Origin of the sequence: Klebsiella sp. GB_Kp047 (genome assembly GCF_040065235.1) — a bacterium.
GTDB classification, from domain to species: Bacteria; Pseudomonadota; Gammaproteobacteria; order Enterobacterales; family Enterobacteriaceae; genus Klebsiella; species Klebsiella quasipneumoniae.
Genome location: NZ_JBEAJG010000041.1, coordinates 816451 through 837062, shown reverse-complemented (window position 1 = coordinate 837062; position 20612 = coordinate 816451). Strand labels below are relative to the sequence as shown.

The 20612-nt window shown below is 55.9% G+C and carries 26 protein-coding genes; 13 read left to right on the top strand and 13 right to left on the bottom strand.

All coding sequences use genetic code 11. The annotated features are described in order from the left end of the window. Positions 1–3: 3 nt before the first annotated feature. From hflD to rluE, 4 genes are read right to left on the bottom strand one after another with little or no spacing between them, the layout of a single operon-like run. Positions 4–645 carry a high frequency lysogenization protein HflD gene (gene hflD, locus ABLV76_RS24755; RefSeq protein WP_032455836.1) on the bottom strand — a complete coding sequence of 214 codons (642 nt, stop codon included), beginning with the start codon at positions 643–645 and terminating at the stop codon, positions 4–6. Between the two features lie 54 nt (positions 646–699). Beyond that, positions 700–1806 (bottom strand): tRNA 2-thiouridine(34) synthase MnmA, encoded by a 1107-nt coding sequence (gene mnmA, locus ABLV76_RS24750; RefSeq protein WP_348878528.1) that lies wholly within the window; start codon positions 1804–1806, stop codon positions 700–702. Between the two features lie 56 nt (positions 1807–1862). Beyond that, a complete protein-coding gene (locus ABLV76_RS24745; RefSeq protein ID WP_004150802.1) occupies positions 1863–2321 on the bottom strand; it encodes an NUDIX hydrolase in 459 nt (152 codons plus the stop codon). A gap of 16 nt (positions 2322–2337) precedes the next feature. Next, positions 2338–2988, bottom strand: a complete 651-nt coding sequence (gene rluE / locus ABLV76_RS24740) for a 23S rRNA pseudouridine(2457) synthase RluE (protein ID WP_032452457.1) — start codon at positions 2986–2988, stop codon at positions 2338–2340. A 240-nt stretch (positions 2989–3228) separates the two neighbouring features. Between rluE and icd the strand changes: the two genes are divergently transcribed. Further along, a complete protein-coding gene (gene icd, locus ABLV76_RS24735) occupies positions 3229–4479 on the top strand; it encodes an NADP-dependent isocitrate dehydrogenase (RefSeq protein WP_004150800.1) in 1251 nt (416 codons plus the stop codon). Between the two features lie 272 nt (positions 4480–4751). On the opposite strand, the gene ABLV76_RS24730 is transcribed toward icd, so the two are convergent. The 4 genes from ABLV76_RS24730 to ABLV76_RS24715 form a co-directional block, all read right to left on the bottom strand. Further along, positions 4752–5465 (bottom strand): winged helix-turn-helix domain-containing protein, encoded by a 714-nt coding sequence (locus ABLV76_RS24730; protein WP_200927443.1) that lies wholly within the window; start codon positions 5463–5465, stop codon positions 4752–4754. Continuing rightward, complete coding sequence (locus ABLV76_RS24725) at positions 5462–5854, bottom strand: amino acid-binding ACT domain-containing protein (RefSeq protein WP_004203705.1); 393 nt, start codon at positions 5852–5854, stop codon at positions 5462–5464. Before ABLV76_RS24725 ends, ABLV76_RS24730 begins: the two co-directional genes overlap by 4 nt. Beyond that, complete coding sequence (locus ABLV76_RS24720) at positions 5847–6170, bottom strand: antibiotic biosynthesis monooxygenase (RefSeq protein WP_004203706.1); 324 nt, start codon at positions 6168–6170, stop codon at positions 5847–5849. The genes ABLV76_RS24725 and ABLV76_RS24720 overlap by 8 nt, the downstream gene beginning before the upstream one ends. Before the next feature lie 136 nt (positions 6171–6306). Continuing rightward, the gene (locus ABLV76_RS24715) at positions 6307–6780 is read right to left on the bottom strand and encodes an OsmC family protein (RefSeq protein ID WP_004203707.1); all 474 of its coding nucleotides are present in this window, start codon (positions 6778–6780) and stop codon (positions 6307–6309) included. Positions 6781–6937: 157 nt separating this feature from the next. On the opposite strand from ABLV76_RS24715, the gene ABLV76_RS24710 reads away from it, so the two are divergent. Then, positions 6938–7579 (top strand): GntR family transcriptional regulator, encoded by a 642-nt coding sequence (locus ABLV76_RS24710; protein WP_060657020.1) that lies wholly within the window; start codon positions 6938–6940, stop codon positions 7577–7579. 290 nt (positions 7580–7869) lie between these two features. After that, a complete protein-coding gene (locus ABLV76_RS24705) occupies positions 7870–8415 on the top strand; it encodes a cysteine hydrolase family protein (RefSeq protein WP_048294493.1) in 546 nt (181 codons plus the stop codon). 54 nt (positions 8416–8469) lie between these two features. Here ABLV76_RS24705 and ABLV76_RS24700 read toward each other — a convergent pair whose 3' ends face one another. Both ABLV76_RS24700 and ABLV76_RS24695 read right to left on the bottom strand, forming a co-directional pair. Next, positions 8470–8697, bottom strand: a complete 228-nt coding sequence (locus ABLV76_RS24700) for a DUF1272 domain-containing protein (protein WP_004203710.1) — start codon at positions 8695–8697, stop codon at positions 8470–8472. 111 nt (positions 8698–8808) lie between these two features. Further along, positions 8809–10002, bottom strand: coding sequence for a zinc-dependent alcohol dehydrogenase (locus tag ABLV76_RS24695; protein WP_053810557.1), 1194 nt, complete (start codon positions 10000–10002; stop codon positions 8809–8811). A 629-nt stretch (positions 10003–10631) separates the two neighbouring features. On the opposite strand from ABLV76_RS24695, the gene ABLV76_RS24690 reads away from it, so the two are divergent. The 6 genes from ABLV76_RS24690 to cydB all read left to right on the top strand — a co-directional run bounded on the left by ABLV76_RS24690 (position 10632) and on the right by cydB (position 15307). Continuing rightward, positions 10632–10817, top strand: a complete 186-nt coding sequence (locus tag ABLV76_RS24690) for a general stress protein (protein ID WP_004150795.1) — start codon at positions 10632–10634, stop codon at positions 10815–10817. Positions 10818–10907: 90 nt separating this feature from the next. After that, a complete protein-coding gene (locus ABLV76_RS24685) occupies positions 10908–11402 on the top strand; it encodes a ferritin-like domain-containing protein (RefSeq protein WP_008807707.1) in 495 nt (164 codons plus the stop codon). A 26-nt stretch (positions 11403–11428) separates the two neighbouring features. Beyond that, positions 11429–11935, top strand: coding sequence for a ferritin-like domain-containing protein (locus tag ABLV76_RS24680; RefSeq protein ID WP_004203713.1), 507 nt, complete (start codon positions 11429–11431; stop codon positions 11933–11935). A 16-nt stretch (positions 11936–11951) separates the two neighbouring features. Then, on the top strand, positions 11952–12839 hold the full coding sequence (locus tag ABLV76_RS24675) for a manganese catalase family protein (RefSeq protein WP_004140512.1): 888 nt from the start codon (positions 11952–11954) through the stop codon (positions 12837–12839). 54 nt (positions 12840–12893) lie between these two features. Then, positions 12894–14300: a cytochrome ubiquinol oxidase subunit I gene (locus ABLV76_RS24670; protein WP_004203714.1), complete on the top strand. Its 1407-nt coding sequence runs from the start codon at positions 12894–12896 to the stop codon at positions 14298–14300. Further along, positions 14297–15307, top strand: coding sequence for a cytochrome d ubiquinol oxidase subunit II (cydB, locus tag ABLV76_RS24665; protein ID WP_023317966.1), 1011 nt, complete (start codon positions 14297–14299; stop codon positions 15305–15307). The genes ABLV76_RS24670 and cydB overlap by 4 nt, the downstream gene beginning before the upstream one ends. Here cydB and ABLV76_RS24660 read toward each other — a convergent pair. After that, positions 15225–15614, bottom strand: coding sequence for an FUSC family protein (locus ABLV76_RS24660; protein ID WP_130946290.1), 390 nt, complete (start codon positions 15612–15614; stop codon positions 15225–15227). The genes cydB and ABLV76_RS24660 overlap by 83 nt on opposite strands. Positions 15615–15641: 27 nt before the next feature. Then, positions 15642–15839, bottom strand: a complete 198-nt coding sequence (locus ABLV76_RS24655; protein ID WP_004203716.1) for a hypothetical protein — start codon at positions 15837–15839, stop codon at positions 15642–15644. 567 nt (positions 15840–16406) lie between these two features. Here ABLV76_RS24655 and ABLV76_RS24650 point away from each other — a divergent pair. The 4 genes from ABLV76_RS24650 to ABLV76_RS24635 all read left to right on the top strand — a co-directional run bounded on the left by ABLV76_RS24650 (position 16407) and on the right by ABLV76_RS24635 (position 18916). After that, a complete protein-coding gene (locus tag ABLV76_RS24650) occupies positions 16407–17039 on the top strand; it encodes a DNA-binding protein (protein ID WP_348878527.1) in 633 nt (210 codons plus the stop codon). A 45-nt stretch (positions 17040–17084) separates the two neighbouring features. After that, positions 17085–17240, top strand: coding sequence for a hypothetical protein (locus ABLV76_RS24645; protein ID WP_032425982.1), 156 nt, complete (start codon positions 17085–17087; stop codon positions 17238–17240). 443 nt (positions 17241–17683) lie between these two features. Beyond that, positions 17684–18370 carry an EAL domain-containing protein gene (locus ABLV76_RS24640; RefSeq protein WP_004203719.1) on the top strand — a complete coding sequence of 229 codons (687 nt, stop codon included), beginning with the start codon at positions 17684–17686 and terminating at the stop codon, positions 18368–18370. A 135-nt stretch (positions 18371–18505) separates the two neighbouring features. Next, entirely contained in the window at positions 18506–18916 is a 411-nt protein-coding gene (locus tag ABLV76_RS24635) for a Spy/CpxP family protein refolding chaperone (protein WP_017898654.1), read from the top strand. A gap of 85 nt (positions 18917–19001) precedes the next feature. On the opposite strand, the gene ABLV76_RS24630 is transcribed toward ABLV76_RS24635, so the two are convergent. Next, on the bottom strand, positions 19002–20504 hold the full coding sequence (locus tag ABLV76_RS24630) for a UbiD family decarboxylase (RefSeq protein ID WP_004203721.1): 1503 nt from the start codon (positions 20502–20504) through the stop codon (positions 19002–19004). Between the last annotated feature and the right edge of the window lie 108 nt (positions 20505–20612).

Below are 20612 nucleotides of genomic sequence, written 5' to 3'. Positions count from 1 at the left end.
AGATCACAACTCCGGGGTTAAATGAGCAAGAATTTGCTTTGCCTGGTTAACCAGACGATTACGGGAAAACATAAGCTGGAGACGTCCGCCGCCCACCTGATGCCAGAGCACCGCGGCGCGAATACCCGCAAGCAGCGTTGAGCGAACTTTCGCCTGCACCTGCGGGCTTTGCAGCACGGCAGGGGAGCCGGTCACCTGAATACGCGGGCCCAGCGGGCTTATCACATCGACATAGATGCCCGCCATGGCGCTGAGCAGCGTTTCGGACTGCAGGTCAAAGTGCTCCAGCTGACGGTGCAGGCCGGCGATGCGGTTGCCGAGCGTGTCCATCGCCCCTTTACTGGCGGCGAGCTTGCGCTCCAGCACCATCAGGCTCAGGGTATAGCGGGTGAGTTCCGCATTGAGGCCCTGACGGCTGCTGGTATTGAGCACCCCGAGCAGCGTTTCAAGGCCGAGGCGAAGATTGGCTTCACTGCCACCGAACACCGCCAGCGTCGACTCGGGATCGAGGTCGATGATGCTGTTCAGCGACACATGCAGGGCATCGCTGTCGCAATGTCCCTGATGCGCCAGTTGCTGAACCAGTCGCGCCGCCTGGCAAACGCCAGCCAGCGCCAGGGTGATGTCATAGTAATTCTTCGCCACACATACTCCTTGTCAGCCGCCGGGGCGGTTCGTCCCGGCGGAAATAACGCGCGTTCAGGACTGCAGAGGCAGTCGTTGTTCAATAATTCCGCCGCCGAGACACACTTCACCCAAATAGAATACCGCGGACTGGCCCGGTGTCACCGCCGCGACCGGCTCATCGAAGCGGACTTCGATACGGTCTTCATCCAGCGCGGTAACGGTGCAGGGGATATCGGTCTGGCGATAGCGGGTTTTCACCGTGCAGCGCAGGGTGCCCTGCAGCGGTTCACGGTTTACCCAGTGCAGCTGTTGGGCAATCAGACCGACGGACATCAGGCGCGGATGGCCATGGCCCTGGGCGACGATAAGAATATTATTCTCAACGTCTTTATCGACCACGTACCATGGATCTTCGCTACCCTCTTTGGTGCCGCCGATACCCAGCCCTTTACGCTGGCCCAGGGTGTGGTACATCAACCCCTGATGGGTACCGATCTCCTCGCCGTCGACGGTGAGGATTTTGCCCGGCTGCGCCGGCAGGTAACGGCCAAGGAAATCGCGGAATTTACGCTCGCCGATAAAGCAGATGCCGGTGGAATCTTTTTTCTTCGCGGTGATCAGATCCAGCTCTTCGGCGATCTTACGCACCTGCGGTTTTTCCAGTTCACCCACCGGGAACAGGCTCTGGGCAATCTGCTCGTGGCTAAGGGTATAAAGGAAGTAGCTCTGATCTTTATTGCCGTCGAGTCCGCGCAGCAGCTGGCTTTTACCGTCGACATCGGCGCGGCGCACATAGTGCCCGGTGGCGATGTAGTCGGCGCCGAGGTCTTCGGCAGCAAACTCGAGAAAGGCTTTAAATTTGATCTCTTTATTGCACAGAATATCCGGGTTCGGCGTGCGGCCGGCTTTGTACTCTTCCAGGAAGAGCTCAAAGACGTTATCCCAATATTCGGCGGCAAAGTTAACGGTGTGCAGTTCAATGCCCAGCTTATCGCAGACCGCTTGCGCATCGGCAAGGTCGGCGGCGGCGGTGCAGTATTCCTCGCCGTCGTCTTCCTCCCAGTTCTTCATGAACAGGCCTTCCACCTTATACCCTTGCTGCAACAACAGGTACGCGGAGACCGAGGAGTCGACGCCGCCGGACATGCCGACGATCACTTTTTTCTGGCTTTCTGACATGGAAATACTCGCTACATTGAACTTCGAGGCGGCGTATTCTAGCACGCGCTCACCGTTCATTCACCCCCTGTGAACGGCCAGTTAAATGCGCCAATCAGCGACAGCGGCTGGCGCGGGTCCTGCAGGTAGCAGCGAATGCTTTCGGCAACCAGCGGCGAGCGCAGGTTTGGCGCGTTAAGAATTTCCTCAGCACTGAGCCACAGGCAGCGATCGATATCGCTGTCGTGCGGTTCAGTGGCGCACAGATCGCTAAGTTCGATGGCGAACAGGAAGCGCAGAAACGGGGTGTTATCGGGGGCCAGCCACTGATGCATGCGGATGAAGTGCTGCGGCGTGGCGCGAATGCCTGTCTCTTCCCACAGTTCACGTTCGGCGGCCTGCAGCAGCGTTTCATTGGCCTCGAGATGGCCCGCCGGCTGGTTCCACAATGCTTTGCCGTTAATGGTCTCTTCGACGATGAGAAATTTATCCTGGGCGTGAACCACGCAGGCAACAGTGACATGAGGTTTAAACATCGCTTTTCCTTTTCGGTTATTCGGCTTTGCGCCAGTCGCCGTTGGCCAGCCCGTCGAGGGTGTAGCCGCCCATGGCGTAGCGGATCAGCCGCAGGGTAGGGAAGCCGACGTGGGCGGTCATCCGGCGCACCTGACGGTTGCGTCCCTCGTAGAGCGTGATCTTCAGCCAGCGGGTGGGGATCGATTTGCGCTCACGAATCGGCGGGTTGCGCGGCCACAGCCAGGCGGGCTCCTCCACAAGTTCTACGCCGGCAGGCAGGGTGGGGCCGTCGTTGAGGGTGACGCCGTCGCGCAAAGCGGCCAGCGCCTCGGGCGTGGGTTCGCCTTCCACCTGGACGTAGTAGATCTTGCCGGTGCGTTTACCCGGCTGGGTCAGCTTCGCCTGCAGCGCGCCGTCGTTGGTCAGCACCAGCAGGCCTTCGCTGTCGCGATCGAGTCGACCTGCGGCGTAGACGCCCGCCACGGGAATAAAATCTTTCAGCGTGCTGCGCCCGGCCTCGTCGGTAAATTGCGGCAACACATCATAGGGTTTATTGAACAAGATCACAGTTTTTGGCTGGCGTTCTTTACGTTGTCTGGTGACTTGTTGTGTGCTGAATCGCTCAACGCGATGTTTTCTAAATGAAGTTTTCTGCATGGTATTTTCAGGCTCTATCAATTGCCGCATTATAGCCTAATTACGAATGCCTTTCATGGACGCAAACATTCAGGTAGTATTGACATGCTCATTACAAATTATTAACAAAAAATTGCTCAAACCGATTCGCAACACAGGCAGGAAGGCGACACGGACGCGATAGCTCCGGTTAGCGGGATGACCCGGTACTCCGAAGCTGGCCGACTCAGCCAACACCAGGCTCGCGTGAAGAGGGAAGAGCAGAACCAGAAGCGCTCGAAGGAGAGGTTAATGGAAAGCAAAGTAGTAGTTCCGGCGGAAGGTCAAAAAATCACCCTGCAAAACGGCAAACTGAACGTCCCTCACAATCCGATTATCCCGTTCATTGAAGGTGACGGTATCGGCGTTGACGTTACCCCAGCGATGCTGAAAGTGGTTGATGCCGCCGTTGAGAAAGCCTATAAGGGCGAGCGTAAAATTTCCTGGATGGAAGTTTACACCGGTGAGAAATCGACCCACGTCTATGGCCAGGATGTCTGGCTGCCAGCTGAAACCCTCGATCTGATTCGTGACTACCGCGTTGCTATCAAAGGTCCTCTGACTACCCCAGTCGGCGGCGGCATTCGTTCCCTGAACGTGGCGCTGCGCCAGGAGCTGGATCTCTACGTCTGCCTGCGTCCGGTACGTTACTACCAGGGCACCCCGAGCCCGGTTAAGCACCCGGAACTGACCGACATGGTTATCTTCCGTGAAAACTCCGAAGATATCTATGCAGGCATCGAGTGGAAAGCCGACTCTGCTGAAGCAGACAAAGTGATCAAATTCCTGCGCGATGAGATGGGCGTGAAGAAAATTCGCTTCCCGGAACATTGCGGCATCGGCATCAAGCCGTGCTCTGAAGAAGGCACCAAACGTCTGGTTCGTGCAGCCATTGAGTATGCGATCACCAACGATCGTGATTCCGTCACTCTGGTGCACAAAGGCAACATTATGAAGTTCACCGAAGGCGCGTTCAAAGACTGGGGCTACCAGCTGGCTCGCGAAGAGTTCGGCGGCGAGCTGATCGACGGCGGCCCGTGGGTGAAAATCAAGAACCCGAACACCGGTAAAGAGATCGTGGTAAAAGACGTGATCGCCGACGCCTTCCTGCAGCAGATCCTGCTGCGTCCTGCGGAATACGACGTTATCGCCTGTATGAACCTCAACGGCGACTACATCTCTGACGCGCTGGCGGCACAGGTTGGCGGTATCGGTATCGCCCCGGGCGCCAATATCGGCGACGAGTGCGCGCTGTTCGAAGCGACTCACGGTACTGCGCCGAAGTATGCTGGCCAGGACAAAGTGAACCCGGGCTCCATCATCCTGTCCGCAGAGATGATGCTGCGCCACATGCAGTGGTTCGAAGCCGCAGATCTGATCGTCAAAGGCATGGAAGGCGCTATCGCCGCTAAGACCGTGACCTATGACTTCGAACGTCTGATGGAAGGCGCTAAACTGCTGAAATGTTCAGAGTTTGGCGACGCGATTATCGCGAACATGTAATCCCGTTGGTGGATTAAGTAAAAGCGGGAGCCGATGGGCTCCCGTTTTTTTATCGCATTCAGGCCGTTATTTTGCCGGACGCTCGCTGCGCGGTACCATGGTCGATTTCCCGCAACACAATGTCCATCAAAGCCATGCGCTTACAACAGGGCTAGCTCAGTTTACCGCGAGATCGCAAGTGGGTATGGATTGAACGCCAGGGGTCTTACTGATGGCCCGACCGGCATAAACCGGTGCCGTTCGGCGAAAATGTGATGTAGCCTAAACTCAGGCTATCCACCCACCTTCAGATTAAACAGCCGGGACAGCGCCGCTCTGCCGCTATCCGTCACTTGCACTTCCCGATATCCCGGCGCGCGGGTTATCCATCCTTTCTGCTCAAACAGCGCCATCAGCGCCGAACCGGCGTCGCCTCCCAGATGAAAACGTCTTTCGCTCCAGTCAAGACAGGGGCAACAAGGCTTACGTCGCGGGCGAGCGTTAAGTACCGCGCCCAGACTTTCAAGCTGGGTTTTACCGGCTGACGTCAGGGCCAGGCCATCGGCCGTCAGCCATTTTTCCCGCAGCATACACTCATAAATCTTCACCGCCAGCTCGCCCGCCAGATGGTCGTAGCAGGTGCGAGCGTAGCGAAGCGTCACCGGCGTGCTGGTGGCCAGCGCCTTATGCGACTGCATTGAGACGCCCATCAGGTTTTCCAGCAGCCCGGCGATATGCGCGCCTGCCAGGCGGTAATAGCGGTGGCGCCCCTGCGCGAGACACACCACCAGCCCGTTGCTGAGCAGCCGGGCAAGATGTCCGCTGGTGGTGGAGGCGGAGACCTCGGCGACCGTGCTGAGCTCGGTCGCCGTCCATGCGCGCCCGTCCATCAGCGCGCAGAGAATACTGACCCTTGACGGGTCAGAGAGGGCAGAGGCCACCATCGCCATCGCGGTTTCCAGTGCCGCCTCTGGCTCACTGTCTTGCTGCGTTTTCAGGAGATTCATTCAGAAAGTATGGCCCATTTTTTGGTCACTTCCGCTGCCCGGGTGTCATCATCGGTAAGAAGAATGAGCCGGTTACGGTGGTCGCTGTACTGTACCAGAATATTAATACCGTTGCGGGCAAGGGTGTCGGCAATGTCTCCCAGTTCCCCGGGGCGTTCCTGGGGTAACTTACGTATCAGAGGACGGCATACATCGCTGACCGTAAAGCCGGCCTCGGTCAGCACCCTGCGGGCTGTCTCACCGTCCTCCACCAGAAAATGCGCATGTCCGGCATCAGGCGTGGTGAATACCCCACCACCTTCGAGGCCCACACCGTTGTTGCCCAGCGCTATACCCATTGCGCCAAGCGAGCCCGGCGTGTTGCTGAGAATGATGTGAATATCATACATCTGGCTGTGCTCCCCGATCCGATGAGTAATCCCGGAACACGCGGGCAACGCGTATTCTGTAGTATGAAAAAATCGATGCTTTGCCTTCGCGCTGGGCAGCCAGATGCCGCTCATTTTGCTGCCAGTTGGCCACCGATGCTTCATCTTCCCACCAGGATAGCGAAAGGATTTTGCCGGGCGAATTCAGGCTCTGAAAACGCTCGATGGCAATAAACCCCGGCGTGTCTGAAAGCAAAGGCGTCAGCCCGGCCGCCAGCTGAAGATATCTTTCCTGTGCTTCCGGTAAGGCGTCGGCCTCAAAAAGTACTGCAATCATAAGTCTGCTCCGTGGTGAATGTCCGTGCAGTCTAATGACGACCAGAGCAGGATGCTTCGGCGTGCAGCGAAGTGTGGCTGAGGTTGGATACCCCAGCCACATTTCCTGCGCACCGGATGATCGCGCCAGAAACGAGTTACTCTGCGTTAAAGATAATAAATTCAGGCTGGTAGCTGACCGGGAAATTGACCGATCGGGCGATAAAACAGACGTGATGGATCTGCTGATGAAGGGCCGCGGCGGCGTCGAGATCGGTACCTGGTAATACGGTGATTTTCGGCCGGAGGGTAGCAGAAATAAAGCGACCCGCGCCCCCTTTTAATACTTCACCCGTTGCCACCGGCGAGTCCTGATATTCCATGACCGTAATGCCGGCATCTGAGGCCAGATGTAAGTACCACAGCATGTGACAGGCAGAGAGAGAAGAGAGCAGGAGATCTTCCGGGTTCATTTTGCCGGGATCGCCGCCCAGTAATGGATCATTTGAACAATGAATGGGTTCTTTTCCCTTTACCGCGATATCCCAGGTCCGGGCATAAGCCTTGTAACCCGAGGTACCCGTGCCCTGATTGCCGGTCCATGTGATATGACTGGTATAAGCATGTTCCATTGGTTTGCCTTTCTCTATAGAGGGATGAATTTCTTCACTGCGGTATCGCCCAGTTGCATTGCCTGAACGAAGCCGCAGGTAGAATCGCAAGGTTGTCATGACGTTGGCTCGAATGGTATAATGGTATACCATTTATGAATGATGTAAAGAGAGCCAAATGAACGCTGCTACCCGTTCGACCGCCGATATCCTTGCCAGTGAGTTAAAAATCTTAATCAACAAGGGGGCATTGCGAGATGGCGACCGGCTTGTGGAGCGCGACCTGGCCTGCCAGTTTTCTGTCAGCCGTATCCCAATGAGAGAAGCGATACAGCAGCTTGAGCGCGAAGGTCTGGTTGAGATTTTCAGAAATCGTGGCGCGGTGGTGAAAACGCTGACGGCCGCAGATGTCGATGAAATTTATCAGCTGCGGGCACTCCTGGAAGGTGAAGCCATTTTTCATAGCCTGGAGAATATGGACCCGGAAACGCTTGCCCGGGCAGAGCTGGTGCATCAGCTGCTGAGTAGCGCTTCTGAACCCGAGCAGCAGGGGAGGTATAACCGGGAGTTTCATGAACTGCTGTATCGGAAGTGTAACAATCAGCGCCTGTTGAAGATGATCGGTGAATTGCGCGAGCAGATTGAAAGATATGAGCTTTTTCAGAACAGACTGCTGTCGGATACGCTGAAATTCCAGGATGAGCATCAGCAGATCCTGATGGCCTGCCAGCAAAATAATCCACAGGAGGCTCGGGCATATACTGTGAAACATATTCTTTCAGCAGGTGAAATCCTTCGCGCCTATATTGTAAGCCGTTAATGGTTGCGTAAAGCGGCTGCGTTGTTCACGCATAAATTGCCATCCGTCTCAGCTCAATGCTATAAGAAAAGAGCCGTTTTAATGGCGCTTATGTTTTATCTGTAAGGAATAAGTGAAGGTCAGATAATGATTACGTCAGTGCAGCCAACCACCACCGTCACCACCACGACCGTAACCTGCGGTGGTGTGGGCGTATCTGTGACCGGCTCCTGACAAACAGATCCTCACTCCCCGCCAATGTGGACGGGGAGCGTCCTCTCCGTTCGTGACAGACTGAATGGAGACCCATCATGATTTCATCTGAGCATGCCCTGTTAATTATCGATATGCAGCAGGGGCTTTTCCGTGGCCCGGTTTCCCCGTATCAGGCCGATGCGCTTCTGGCGAACGTTTGCCTGCTGATTGAAAAAGCGAGACAGGCTGAGGTGCCCGTCTTCTTTGCCCGCCATACCGGAGCTGACGACTCTCCGTTCTCCGCGCAAAGTCCATTAACTCAACTGCTGCCTGAGATGGGTGTTAACGGCGAGCGGGATATCGTCTTTATTAAAAAGTACCCTTCCTGTTTTCAGCAAACTGACCTTGCGCATCAGCTCGCTCAGGCCGGCGTAAAACAGCTGGTTATTGCCGGGATGAAAACCGAATTCTGCGTGGACACGACCTGCCGAGCGGCATCGGCGCTGGGATTACGGACGGTGCTGATCTCAGATGCGCACTCAACCATGGATAACGAACGTTTATCAGCGCCTGACATCATTGGCCATCACAATGTCACCCTTGCCGGGCCATTTGTGACGCTGTCGACCGCCGCAGAGTGGCGCTTTTCGGCAGCGAAATAAGGATGAAGAAAGGGAGCCCGAGGGCTCCTTTTCGCTACGCCTGCTCATCCGGTTTTACTGCCCATGGCGGCGCAGGGTGGAGGCGGGGTGGCGCCGGAGCGCCTCTTCGGGACGCACCGGACGCCGCACTAGTTCGCCGCCGCAGTTCGGGCAATGGCCGTTAAGCCGCGCCGTCATGCAGTCCTGGCAAAAGGTGCACTCGAACGAACAGATAAACGCTTCGCGTGAGTCTGGCGGCAGATCTTTATCACAGCATTCGCAATTCGGGCGTAACTCGAGCATTTCCTTCCCCTGTGGTTAACGGCTGTATCAGCGACGGCCGGCCAGCGCATGCTGTTTTTATAGCACGGCGCAGACTGGCCTCCGAGGGATTTCGCTGCGTTAATCTCCGCCTCAAAGCGTTGCCTTTCCGGGCTGCATCCCCGGCACGAGGATCACTTTGCGGCATGCCTCTTCACGTTTCTCAAAGATCTGATAGCCGCGCGCGGCCTCCTCCAGAGGCATATGGTGAGTGACAATCTCCTCCGGGGTGAGCAACCCTTGCTCAATAAGCGCCAGTAGATCCGGCAACCAGGCATGGACGTGGGTTTGCCCCATTCTGAAGGTCAGCCCCTTATCAAAGGCATCGCCAAACATAAATCCGTGAATGAAACCGGCGTAAACCCCGGGCACGCTGACGATGCCGCCGCGGCGCACGGCAGCGATGCACTGGCGCAGCGCTTTCCCGCTGCTGCCCTCGATTTTCAGGGTGCTGAGGACGGTTTCCGTAAGGCTGCCTTTCGCCTCGAAGCCGACGGCGTCAATCACCGCATCGACGCCGCGATGGCCGGCGGTGTTGTCGATAATCCACTGCGCCGGATCGTCATGGTGGTCGAAGTTTATCGGGATCGTGCCATAGCGCCGCTGCGCGAAGTCGAGTCGGTAATCGTTATGATCGATGATAAATATCTGCTCTGCGCCATTGAGCCTGGCGCAGGAGGCACACAGCAGGCCAACCGGGCCGGCGCCAAAAATAGCCACGCTGCTGCCGGGTTTGACCTCGGCGTTTTTTACCGCCTGCCAGGCGGTAGGCAGAATATCTGACAGAAACAGCACCTTTTCATCGGGTAAGGTGTCCGGCACTTTAAACGGTCCGGTATTGGCTTTGGGAACCCGCACATATTCCGCCTGGCCGCCGGGGATCCCGCCGTACAAATCGCTGTAGCCGAACAGGGCCGCCGGTGGCGAAATGCCTTTTCGGTTGAGCGTCGCCCCCTGGCCGCTATTGGTGCTTTCGCAGGCGGCATATTGCTGCAGGCGACAAAAGAAGCAGTCTCCGCAGGCGATGACAAACGGGATAACCACCCGATCGCCTTTACGAACCGCGGTGACCTCGGAACCGGCTTCCACCACTTCCCCCATAAATTCATGGCCGAAAATATCACCATGGTGCGTGCCGGGGATCTTACCGCGGTAAAGGTGCAGATCGGAACCGCAGATCGCCGTCGCCGTGACGCGCAGAATAATATCGTCCGGCGCCTCAAGGGCCGGGTCGGGCATGGTGTCGACGCTGACATGATGGGGGCCATGATAAGTGAGTGCTTTCATAAAGTCTTCTCCTGGAGAGAATGGCTGATAGCAGCAGGCGAAAAGGCATTGTGACCTAACGTTATTGCCGCCGATAAACCACAGTAAAAATAAAGCGTAGAGTACTTATAATGGAACTGCGTGATATTCCACTCAGTGAATGTATTCCACGCTTCGCTTATTTAGCGGCTGGTTTGTTGAGGTTATTTGAGGTTATTTGCCTATTCCCCTTATGTATGCCAGGCTTAATCGGGCATGATATTCGCTCCGTTTTATTTTCCAGCCGCTTCCCCAGCGGCTTTTTTTTGCCTTAAAAAAAGAAAAAATCTGAATTTCAACCAGACTAAGGGCGTTACTGCCGCTTCGTTATATAACCCAACAGGAGTACTCCGCCGGTATAAATAATTCTTTGCCACAGTGGTGCTCTGTGTGCATTATTTCCCTGAACACAGTAAGTTAGCGGGAATGTACCGTCTGGTTATTTTTGATGTGTTTTGTAGAATTATTCCGAATTACTCCTAAAAGGCATCAAAAACACGGGATAATAATTTGACTAACCAGCATTACCCGCTAGATTTAAATATCGAACGACGAGTGATACGGAATATTTTCGTATCGTACTGACATAACCGATATACATGAGGTGAAATATGGCAGAGCATCGTGGTGGTTCCGGAAATTTTGCTGAAGACCGTGAAAAAGCTTCTGAAGCAGGTCGTAAAGGTGGTCAGCACAGCGGCGGGAACTTTAAAAATGATCCGCAGCGTGCGTCTGAAGCGGGTAAAAAAGGCGGACAAAACAGCCACGGCGGTGGCCGCAAGTCCGATAATTCCTGATTATCCTTTTCCTTGCACCCTGAAGTGAAAGTATCTCCTGCGAGTCTGTCACAGACTCGCAGTTATTTTCTGACTCCAGAAGGTATTTCTATGAATATGAAAAGCATTGAAGATGTATTTATTCACCTGCTCTCAGATACCTACAGCGCAGAGAAACAATTAACCCGCGGGCTGGCAAAACTCGCCAGAGCGGCGTCCAGTGAAAAACTCAGCGCGGCGTTCAATGCTCATCTTGAAGAAACCCAGGGCCAGATTGAACGTATAGACCAGATTATTGAGCAGGAATCTGGTCTGAAAATCAAACGCATGAAATGCGTGGCCATGGAAGGATTGATCGAAGAGGCCAATGAAGTCGTTGAGAGCACGGAAAAAAATGAGGTACGCGATGCCGCGTTAATTGCCGCTGCGCAAAAGGTCGAGCATTACGAAATTGCCAGTTACGGTACCCTGGTTACCCTGGCGGAACAGTTGGGTTATAAAAAAGCGGTCAAACTGCTGGCCGAAACCCTGGAAGAAGAAAAGCAAACCGATGTTAAATTAACCGACCTGGCGGTAGGTAATATTAATAAAAAAGCGGAAAAATAAACGCTCCCTGACACGAGGAAATCACGATGAATCACATTGAACATTATCATGACTGGCTACGAGATGCGCATGCCATGGAAAAACAGGCAGAATCCATGCTGGAATCAATGGCTGGCCGTATCGATAATTATCCGGATCTCCGTGCCAGAATCGAACAGCATATTAATGAGACCAAACGGCAAATTACCGTGCTGGAAGAGATCCTCGACCGCAACGACATTTCGCGCTCGGTGATTAAAGATTCGATGAGTAAAATGGCGGCTCTTGGCCAGTCCATTGGCGGAATGTTTCCTTCCGATGAAATCGTCAAAGGCTCGATCAGCGGGTACGTTTTCGAGCAGTTTGAGATCGCCTGCTATACCTCTCTGCTGGCGGCCGCTGAAAAAGCGGGCGATACCGCCTCCATCCCAGCCATTGAGGCCATCCTGGCGGAAGAGCGGGAAATGGCCGACTGGCTGATCAAACATATTCCTCAGACCACGGAGCAGTTTCTCCTGCGTTCAGATGCTGACGGCGTAGAAGCGAAAAAATAACCCAGGAGGCAGGCCTATGTTTCGTCATGTGAAACAACTGCAGTATACCGTGCGCGTTGCTGAACCCAACCCGGGGCTCGCGAATTTACTGCTCGAACAGTTTGGCGGCCCTCAGGGCGAGCTGGCCGCCGCGTGTCGTTATTTCACTCAGGGATTAAGCGATGACGATCCCGGCCGTAAAGACATGCTGATGGATATCGCGACAGAGGAGCTAAGCCATCTGGAGATCATTGGCACCCTGGTCGGCATGCTAAATAAAGGCGCCAAAGGGGCGCTGGCGGAGGGCACCGAGAGCGAGGCGGAACTCTATCGTTCGCTCACCGCCAACGGCAACGACAGCCATATTACGTCGCTGCTCTATGGCGGCGGTACTCCGCTGACCAACTCGGCGGGCGTGCCGTGGACAGCGGCCTACATTGATACTATCGGCGAACCCACCGCAGACCTGCGATCGAACGTCGCGGCGGAGGCGAGGGCGAAGATCGTCTATGAACGGCTGATCAACGTGACCGACGATCCCGGCGTGAAGGACGCGCTGGCGTTCCTGATGACTCGCGAAGCGGCGCATCAGCTCTCTTTTGAGAAAGCGCTGCAGTCGATTCGTAATAACTATCCGCCGGGCAAACTGCCGCCCATTAGCGAGTACGCGAACACCTACTACAATATGTCTGAGGGTGGAGAAGTACGCGGCAGCTGGAACAGTGACAAACACTTCGATTATGTCAAGGATCCGCAGCCGGCCGTGGATGGCGGAGATGGCAGCGCCTCTGTCGGCCTGACGCCGGAGCAGGAAGCGCTGTGCAAAGCGATGCTGAAGCGAACACAGTCTGACCCGCAGGGTGATCCTTTGACCGGCGCCGAACTCGGCGCCGGTAAGCAAAACACGTCATCATCGGCTAAGTGATGTTCGCATAAGCCCCGGCTGCGGCCGGGGCGTTTCACAATGATGGTGCGGATTATGTTTGAATTTGACGCGTTTCATCTGGCCCGACTGCAATTTGCCTTTACCGTTTCCTTCCATATTCTGTTTCCGGCCATCACCATCGGCCTTGCCAGCTACCTTGTGGTGCTGGAGGGGATGTGGCTGAGAACCCGGGATAACGTCTGGCGCTCGCTCTACAACTTCTGGCTGAAAATTTTCGCCGTCAATTTTGGTATGGGCGTGGTTTCCGGATTAGTCATGTCCTATCAGTTCGGCACCAACTGGAGCGGATTCTCTCAATTTGCCGGCAGTATTACCGGCCCGCTGCTGCTGTATGAAGTGCTGACCGCCTTCTTCCTCGAAGCGGGATTCCTCGGCGTGATGCTGTTCGGCTGGAGCAAGGTGCCGCCAGCGCTGCATTTTTTTACCACCTGCATGGTAGCCCTTGGCACCCTGGTCTCCACCTTCTGGATCCTCGCCTCCAATAGCTGGATGCAGACGCCGCAGGGTTTTACCCTCGAAAATGGCCACCTCATCCCGCAGGACTGGCTGGCGATTATCTTTAATCCCTCGTTCCCGTATCGCTTATTCCATATGGCGATCGCCGCGTTTCTCAGTAGCGCCATGTTCGTCGGGGCCTCCGCCGCCTGGCATCTGCTGCGCGGCAACGACTCGCCGGCCATCCGCAAAATGCTGTCGATGGCGATGTGGATGGCGCTGCTGGTGGCGCCGATCCAGGCGGTGGTGGGTGATATGCACGGTCTTAATACCCTCGAACATCAGCCGGCGAAGATTGCGGCGATTGAGGGGCACTGGGAAAACCGGCCCGGCGAGGCCACCCCGTTGCTGCTGTTTGGTCTGCCGGATATGGAGCAGGAGCGCACCCGCTATGGCCTGGAGATCCCGGCGCTGGGCAGCCTGATCCTCACCCATAGCCTGCATAAGCAGGTGCCGGCCCTGAAAGATTTCCCGAAAGAGGACCGGCCCTATTCGCCCGCCGTGTTCTGGTCGTTTCGCATTATGGTGGGGATGGGGGTGTTGATGATCGCCTTAGGGATCTGCAGCGCCTGGCTTCGCTATCGGCGGCGGCTGTACCATTCGCGTCCCTTCCAGTGGTTTGCGCTCTGTATGGGTCCCGCCGGTCTGATTGCGCTGGTCGCCGGGTGGGTGACCACCGAGATGGGCCGTCAGCCGTGGGTGATCTACGGTTTGCTGCGCACCCGGGACGCGGTGTCGTTGCACAGTACGCTGCAGATGGCTATTAGCCTGCTGGTGTTTATCGTGGTCTACTGCGCGGTGTTTGGCGTGGGGTATTACTATATCTTCCGGCTTATCAAAAAAGGGCCGCAGCCGGTGACGGAGCTGACCTCGCAAACCGCAGGCACCCCGGCGCGTCCGCTCTCGGCGGCAGAGCCGGTGCGGGATGAGGAGAACGCATCATGAGCATCGATATCTCGGTGATTTGGTTTGTCATCATTGTCTTCGCCACGTTGATGTATATCGTGATGGATGGTTTCGATTTAGGCATCGGAATGCTGTTCAGCGTGGTGCATGACGCCGAAGAGCGCGACGTGATGGTTAACAGCGTGGCGCCCGTCTGGGATGGTAACGAAACCTGGCTGGTGCTCGGCGGGGCAGGGCTGTTCGGCGCCTTTCCGTTGGCTTACGCGGTGATCACCGATGCGCTGGTTATCCCGCTGACGGCGATGCTCATCGGCCTGATTTTCCGCGGCGTGGCGTTTGAGTTTCGTTTTAAAGCGGTTCCCTCGCATCGCACCTTCTGGGACTATGCCTTCGCTGGCGGCTCGCTGCTGGCGACCTTCAGCCAGGGGATTGTCGTCGGCGCGTTTATCAACGGCTTTGCGGTAGCCGACCGCCGCTTCGCCGGCTCGACGCTGGACTGGCTTACCCCCTTCAATCTGTTCTGCGGTCTGGGGCTGGTAGTAGCCTATCTGCTGTTGGGCACCACGTGGCTGATCATGAAAAGCGAAGGCGCGTTGCAGCAACGGATGCGCGAGCTGACCCGCAAGGCGCTGCTGGCGTTGATGGCGGTGATCGCGGTGGTCAGCGTCTGGACGCCGTTGGGCTGGCGCTATGTGGCGGAACGCTGGTTTACGCTGCCCAATTTCTTCTGGTTCGTGCCGGTGCCGATCCTGGTGCTGACCCTGAGCTTGTGGATCTGGCGCCTGAGCGCGCGCCCCGCAAGCCATGCTCGTCCCTTTATCCTGACGCTGGGCCTGATATTCCTCGGCTTCAGCGGGCTGGGAATCAGCGTCTGGCCGAACATTATTCCGCCGCACATCTCCCTGTGGGATGCCGCCGCGCCGCCCTCCAGCCAGGTATTTATGCTGCCGGGGGCGCTGCTGATCATCCCGGTGATCCTGATGTATACCGCCTGGAGCTATTACGTCTTTCGCGGCAAAGTGTCCGGCAGTGAAGGCTATCACTGAGCGAGATACGCGCCGGCGGCCCGGGAATGAACCAGATAGTCGCGGGCAGACCGGCCCCGTTCCCTTCTTGCTTGGGCAGGGTGTCAATATGGGGGCGCACCGGCAGCCCGAAGCCGTCGGTCAGGTCGGCGCTTAAGATACCGATCGTTATCTTCTCCACCCGGATCACCGCAGGGTCAAAAAGGGTTCCGGGCCTGGAGACGGCGGCAAAGCCCAACAGGCGCAAGGTGTCACCCGCCAACAGGAAAGCGTACCCACGCGATGTGCGTTCAATCAGGGGCAGGCTGTGACTCCCTGCGAGCCACAGAGCCCGCCAGGAAGGGTGGGCTGGAGCTTACGCTTTCGGCGACTTGATCTTAATAATAAATCGCTCATTCACCCGGGTGATCCTCGCGCCAATGTCGCCAAACTCGGTGGCGATTTTAAAAAAATCGTCTGCGGCGACGTCAAAATCGAGTTCGATTTTCTGATGTTGTCCTGTCGCCAGTAATTCATAGAAATGGTCAAGGCTGCGGGCTTTTTCGCTGGGCATCGTATTTCTCCATGGTCAACCAATCAGCAGGGCGTTTATGACTTATAGCGCATTCCGGATTATTCAGCAGAATGGTAATGGCGCCTGATATAAGATTATGCAATGACAGTAAGAGTGAGGTAGGGCGATATTATTCCGTGTTGTTAAACCGTGCGGTCGCGCGTTTGCCGGCGATACCATGACGGCAGGAACCATCCTGCGGCGTCGGCTGATGATAGACATTGTTTGATGACAATTTGATGTCAGTAAAATGAACCTGCAAGGGCTCGGGATTTCATATCGCTAAATAATTTTTAATCTGTGGCTGTTAAGGTAGTTCTTAACTACCTTATGGTGATGGGGCTTTATTTTTATGGCCAACGGCGAGGGAACAACGATGCAATTACTTGATTTATTCGCAGGCTTATTGTGGTTAAGCAGCGTTATTTTCCTGCTGTTTGTTCTTGATGTGGTCATCACCCGTTATCTTTATCGTAAATAACCGACAGAGGCGACGGCGATGGGCATAGGGTACCGCGCCGGAGGATGATAGTATAACGCCGGGACTGATTCAGGAAGGAATGTGCGGTGCTCGGGAGAATTGATTACGATATTGAAAAATACCAGTTTACCGAAGCCGGTGAAACGTCGCGGCTGCGGGAGCAGTGGCGAGAAGTCTATCAGGAGTGCCGTCAGCTGCAGGCCGGGGCAGAGGAGCGTCTGCGCATTGCGTTGCTGAACGTCGACTATGTCACCAGCTTCGAGCTGCCTTTTCGCCTGCTGCTGGTGCGCGCGCCGCAGTTGATCGCCGACGTCCGCGAGACGCTGCAGCTCAGTCGTAAAGCCGCCGTTTTCAACGGCAAACGTTACGGCTGCGTCTACAGTTTGAAGCAGGATTTACAGGCTGTACCGGAGAGCTTCCATTACCACCTGACAAACCGTATTCGTCGCGTCGAGGCGACGGGCCAGACAGCGGCGCCGTACCAGCAGATCGCCCGGGAGATTAAACCAGCCCGGGATCGACTCCGGCAGGCATTAATCGCGGGCCTGCCGGTTACCGCGCTGGATGCCCTGTTCTGGTTCGGCAGTCAGCGGGTAGCGGCGGACATTGCCCAGCTGCGCCGGTCCGGTATGGCCATTATCACTGAGGAGGTGGAGGTCTGCGACACTCTGTTCAATACCACCCTGCGGGTACCGGTTTATCGTCTGGCCAGCGCGTGAGCGGGCCTCCCTTCGCCCAGCCGCTGCCTCTGCAGGCAGTCGACCATTGCTCCATCAAACCAGACGCACAGGCCTCTGGCGGCATGCCGCGGAGCCGGTTCCAGCCACGCGCTGGCGCTGAGCATGACTAGCATCAGCGCCAGCGGAACCCCGTATATTCTTCTCACTACCCTTTTCCCACTTCGCCTCTTTTGCCAGTAAGATAGCGGGAAAATATGACGTTTCGTTGACCCGTCTGCCTGATTTATCGCCTGCAGACGGCGTGGCAGGCGTGGCAGGCGTGGCAGGCGGGCCGTGCCGGGTGATGCGTTATTGATCTTCGGCATAAAAATGCCAAAAACTGGCGGCTTGTTTTTTTCGGTTTTATTACTCCATGCTTTTTTCCCCGTAGGGAAAAAGCATGAAGCCGCAATGCCTGGTGATGGATTATTTTGTAACTGGCTGTTTTGAAACGATATTTTAATTTTGACTTAGGTGGGTATGACAGCGGTGGCAAATTTATATTAATTCACTTTACCGATCAATAAATTATATCTTGATAGCTTTTGGCTATCGAATGTTTCTTATCGATCATTTTAAACTATTTTTGTTGGCGGGAAATATATGACATGCTTTAACCCTTTCTTATTTCTGGTATTTTTTAAATGGTTAAAGAAAACGTGAAAAATACCTCTTATCGCTTCGTTCTGGAGCCCGCTATTAGCGATGATGGTGCCTACCACTCGTGGGAATTGCTCACTAAAGACATTATAGCACCCGCACAAAATAACACCTCCGCGCCCACGTTTTCTTTCTCCACGCTCACCGAACGCGACAAGCTTGCACTATTTACCCGGCAAATCGAATTGCTTTCCGTCTTTGATTTTTCCCAGGTCGATAATAAGCCGATCTCACTGAATATTGATGATTTATTAAGCCATTTTATTCTGACCGACCGCTATCTGTGTGATTTTCTGCGCGCCAGTAAATACATCGCCCTGGAAATAAATGAGAATTTTCATGAGTTTATCGCCGGTCGCGAACTGACGGCGCTGAGCACGCTGGCGGCGCTTTGCCCGGTCTGGCTGGATGACTTTGGTCGCGGACGCACGACTTTCCGGCTGCTGGAGCGATTTCGCTTCGATTGCGTCAAAGTGGATAAAGATTATTTCTGGGACAAAGAAAACGATCCCGCTTTGCCTGGGCTGTTACAGGCTATTCATACCCTGACCGGGCATGTGATTGTGGAGGGGATCGAAACCGAAAAGCAAAAACGGTTAATCACTGCGGCCGGGGATATCATTGGTCAGGGCCGTTACTGGAAGGATGAATATATCTTTCTCTGCTGCTGAGCCCCCACCGGGGCGAGGTTTCGGTGACCTGCCATTCTTTTCTTATCCAGTTTTAAACGAATGCTTTGTTACAGATAGGCTTTATTCCCGCGATGATAATCCCGTCTCTTTTACTTGCCTGAAGGATAACTCATTGTGAATACACGCTTGCGTAACACCCTGATCGCCATTGCGCTGACCACCTGCTTCACTGCCGCCAGCCAGGCGTCGACCTCGGCTGACGTGCCGTCTGTCTCGCAGGACCCGGTCGTCCAGCATCTGAAGCTGAGTGAGGAGCAGGTCGCCAAAATCCAGGCGCTGCGTCAGGGATTCGAAAACAATGTGAGCCAGATTAAAATCAGCGGCTATCAGGACGGCGCCCTGGCCGACGTTATTCACTCCGGGAAATGGGATGAAGCTAAAGTCAAACAGCAGCTGGCTGCTTTTGGCCAGCTGGATCAGCAGGTGCGCTACTATCGTGTGAAATACTACTTTGACGTCAGCCAGGTGCTGACTGCCGAGCAGCGTGAGCAGGTGAAAAAAGACCTCGCCGCGGCGATTAATTAACCCGGCCTTCGCCATCCGCTCCGGATGGCGCTGAATCGGGCGACAGACGCCGCGTGTCCGGCGCCAGTCGCCCAGCTTGACTGACTTACTGACCGTGGCCGTTTTCCAGACGGGCGAAATACTCCGGAGCAAACGGACGCGGGTCGACATCGGCAAACGGCGCACGCTCAAAGTGTGGCTTCAGCGCCCAGGGGACCGTGCAGTCAAAAATCGTCTTGCAGCTGATACCTTCCCCGCGGATCGACGGACTGTATTCCGGCGTCTGGGAAGGATCGAGCTGGTGACCGCGGATACCGGGGAGGGTGGTGATGCTGACATCCCCCTGCATGCGGGTGGTCATCGCCCACAGGATATCGTCGCTGTCAAAGATATCGACATCCTCATCAACCAGAATGATGTTTTTCAGTTCGGAATAGGTCGCCAGTGCCAGCAGCGCAGCCTGTCCCTGACGACCTTCGTCGGCGGGCTGACGTTTTTTCACCTGCAGGATCCCCAGAAATTTACCGCCGCCCGCGGTGTGGGCGTAGACATTTTGTAAGAAGCCCGGGATGGCAGCCTCGACGGCATTCCAGATACTGGCTTCCGTCGGCAGCCCAGCGAGGGTGGTATGCTCTTCCCCCGGTCCCACCAGCGTCTGCAGGATCGCATTGTGCCGCATGGTGACCGCTTTGACTTTGATCACCGGCAGCGACGGGTTGGCGCCGCCGCAGTAGCCGGGAAATTCCGGCATCGCGTGGCCGCTGTTGGTGTGCTGATCCTCTCTGACGCGCACGCCGGGCAGCAGTTCGCCTTCAATAACGATCTCGGCGCGGGCGATGGCTTTCTCCGGGACGCTGACGCCCTGCACCAGCTCCACCGGGCGCTGACGCAGCGCGCCGGCCACGCCCAGTTCGTTATAGCCAAACGGCGTGGTGGGGGCTTCGAAGCAGGCGCCAATATAGATGGCCGGGTCGAGACCCATATTGATGGTTATCGGCAGCGGTTTTCCGGCTGCCTCGGCTTTCTGGCGAAACACTTCGATATGGCGGCCGGCGGCAAGAAACATCGACAGCTCATCCCGGCCCTGCACGCACAAGCGGTGGATGGTGACGTCGGTGAGCGAGGCGTCGTCAGGATCGCTGGCCAGCGCCAGGCCCAGGCAGAAGAAGGGGCCGGCGTCGATCGGGGTGTTGGTGGGCGCCGGGAGCAGGGTGCGCAAATCAAAGTCCGGATCGTCGGCCAGAAAGATCTGCTCCTGACAGGGGGCGCTGTCGGCCGGGACCACTACCGGCGCGACCGGTGTTTTCACCGCTTTACCCACCTCCAGCGCCAGCTGCGAAGCTTCGCAGCCCAGCAGCAGCGCTGCCCGCTGGCGGCTGGCGTGCATGCCCACCAGAATGCGCGAATGCGGATAGCCCTTAATATTGTTAAACATCATCGCCGGGCCAATGCGGGTGGGGCGCTTCACGGTGCCGCCGGCGCCGATATGGCGATAGACGCCGGCCAGCTCGGCGTTAGGGTCCACCGGATGATTGGTTTCGAGGTACTGATTGTCATGCTGTTGCAGCAGCGCGATGGCGTCGCGCAGATCCTGAATCGGTGCGGTCATGATGTTCTCCTTAGCGTGTCGATGCGCACAGTATGCTTTGCAGGCTAATGGTTATCAATTGCATCATTCATGATTTATTGATAATATTTTTATTATCAATCAAGCCCA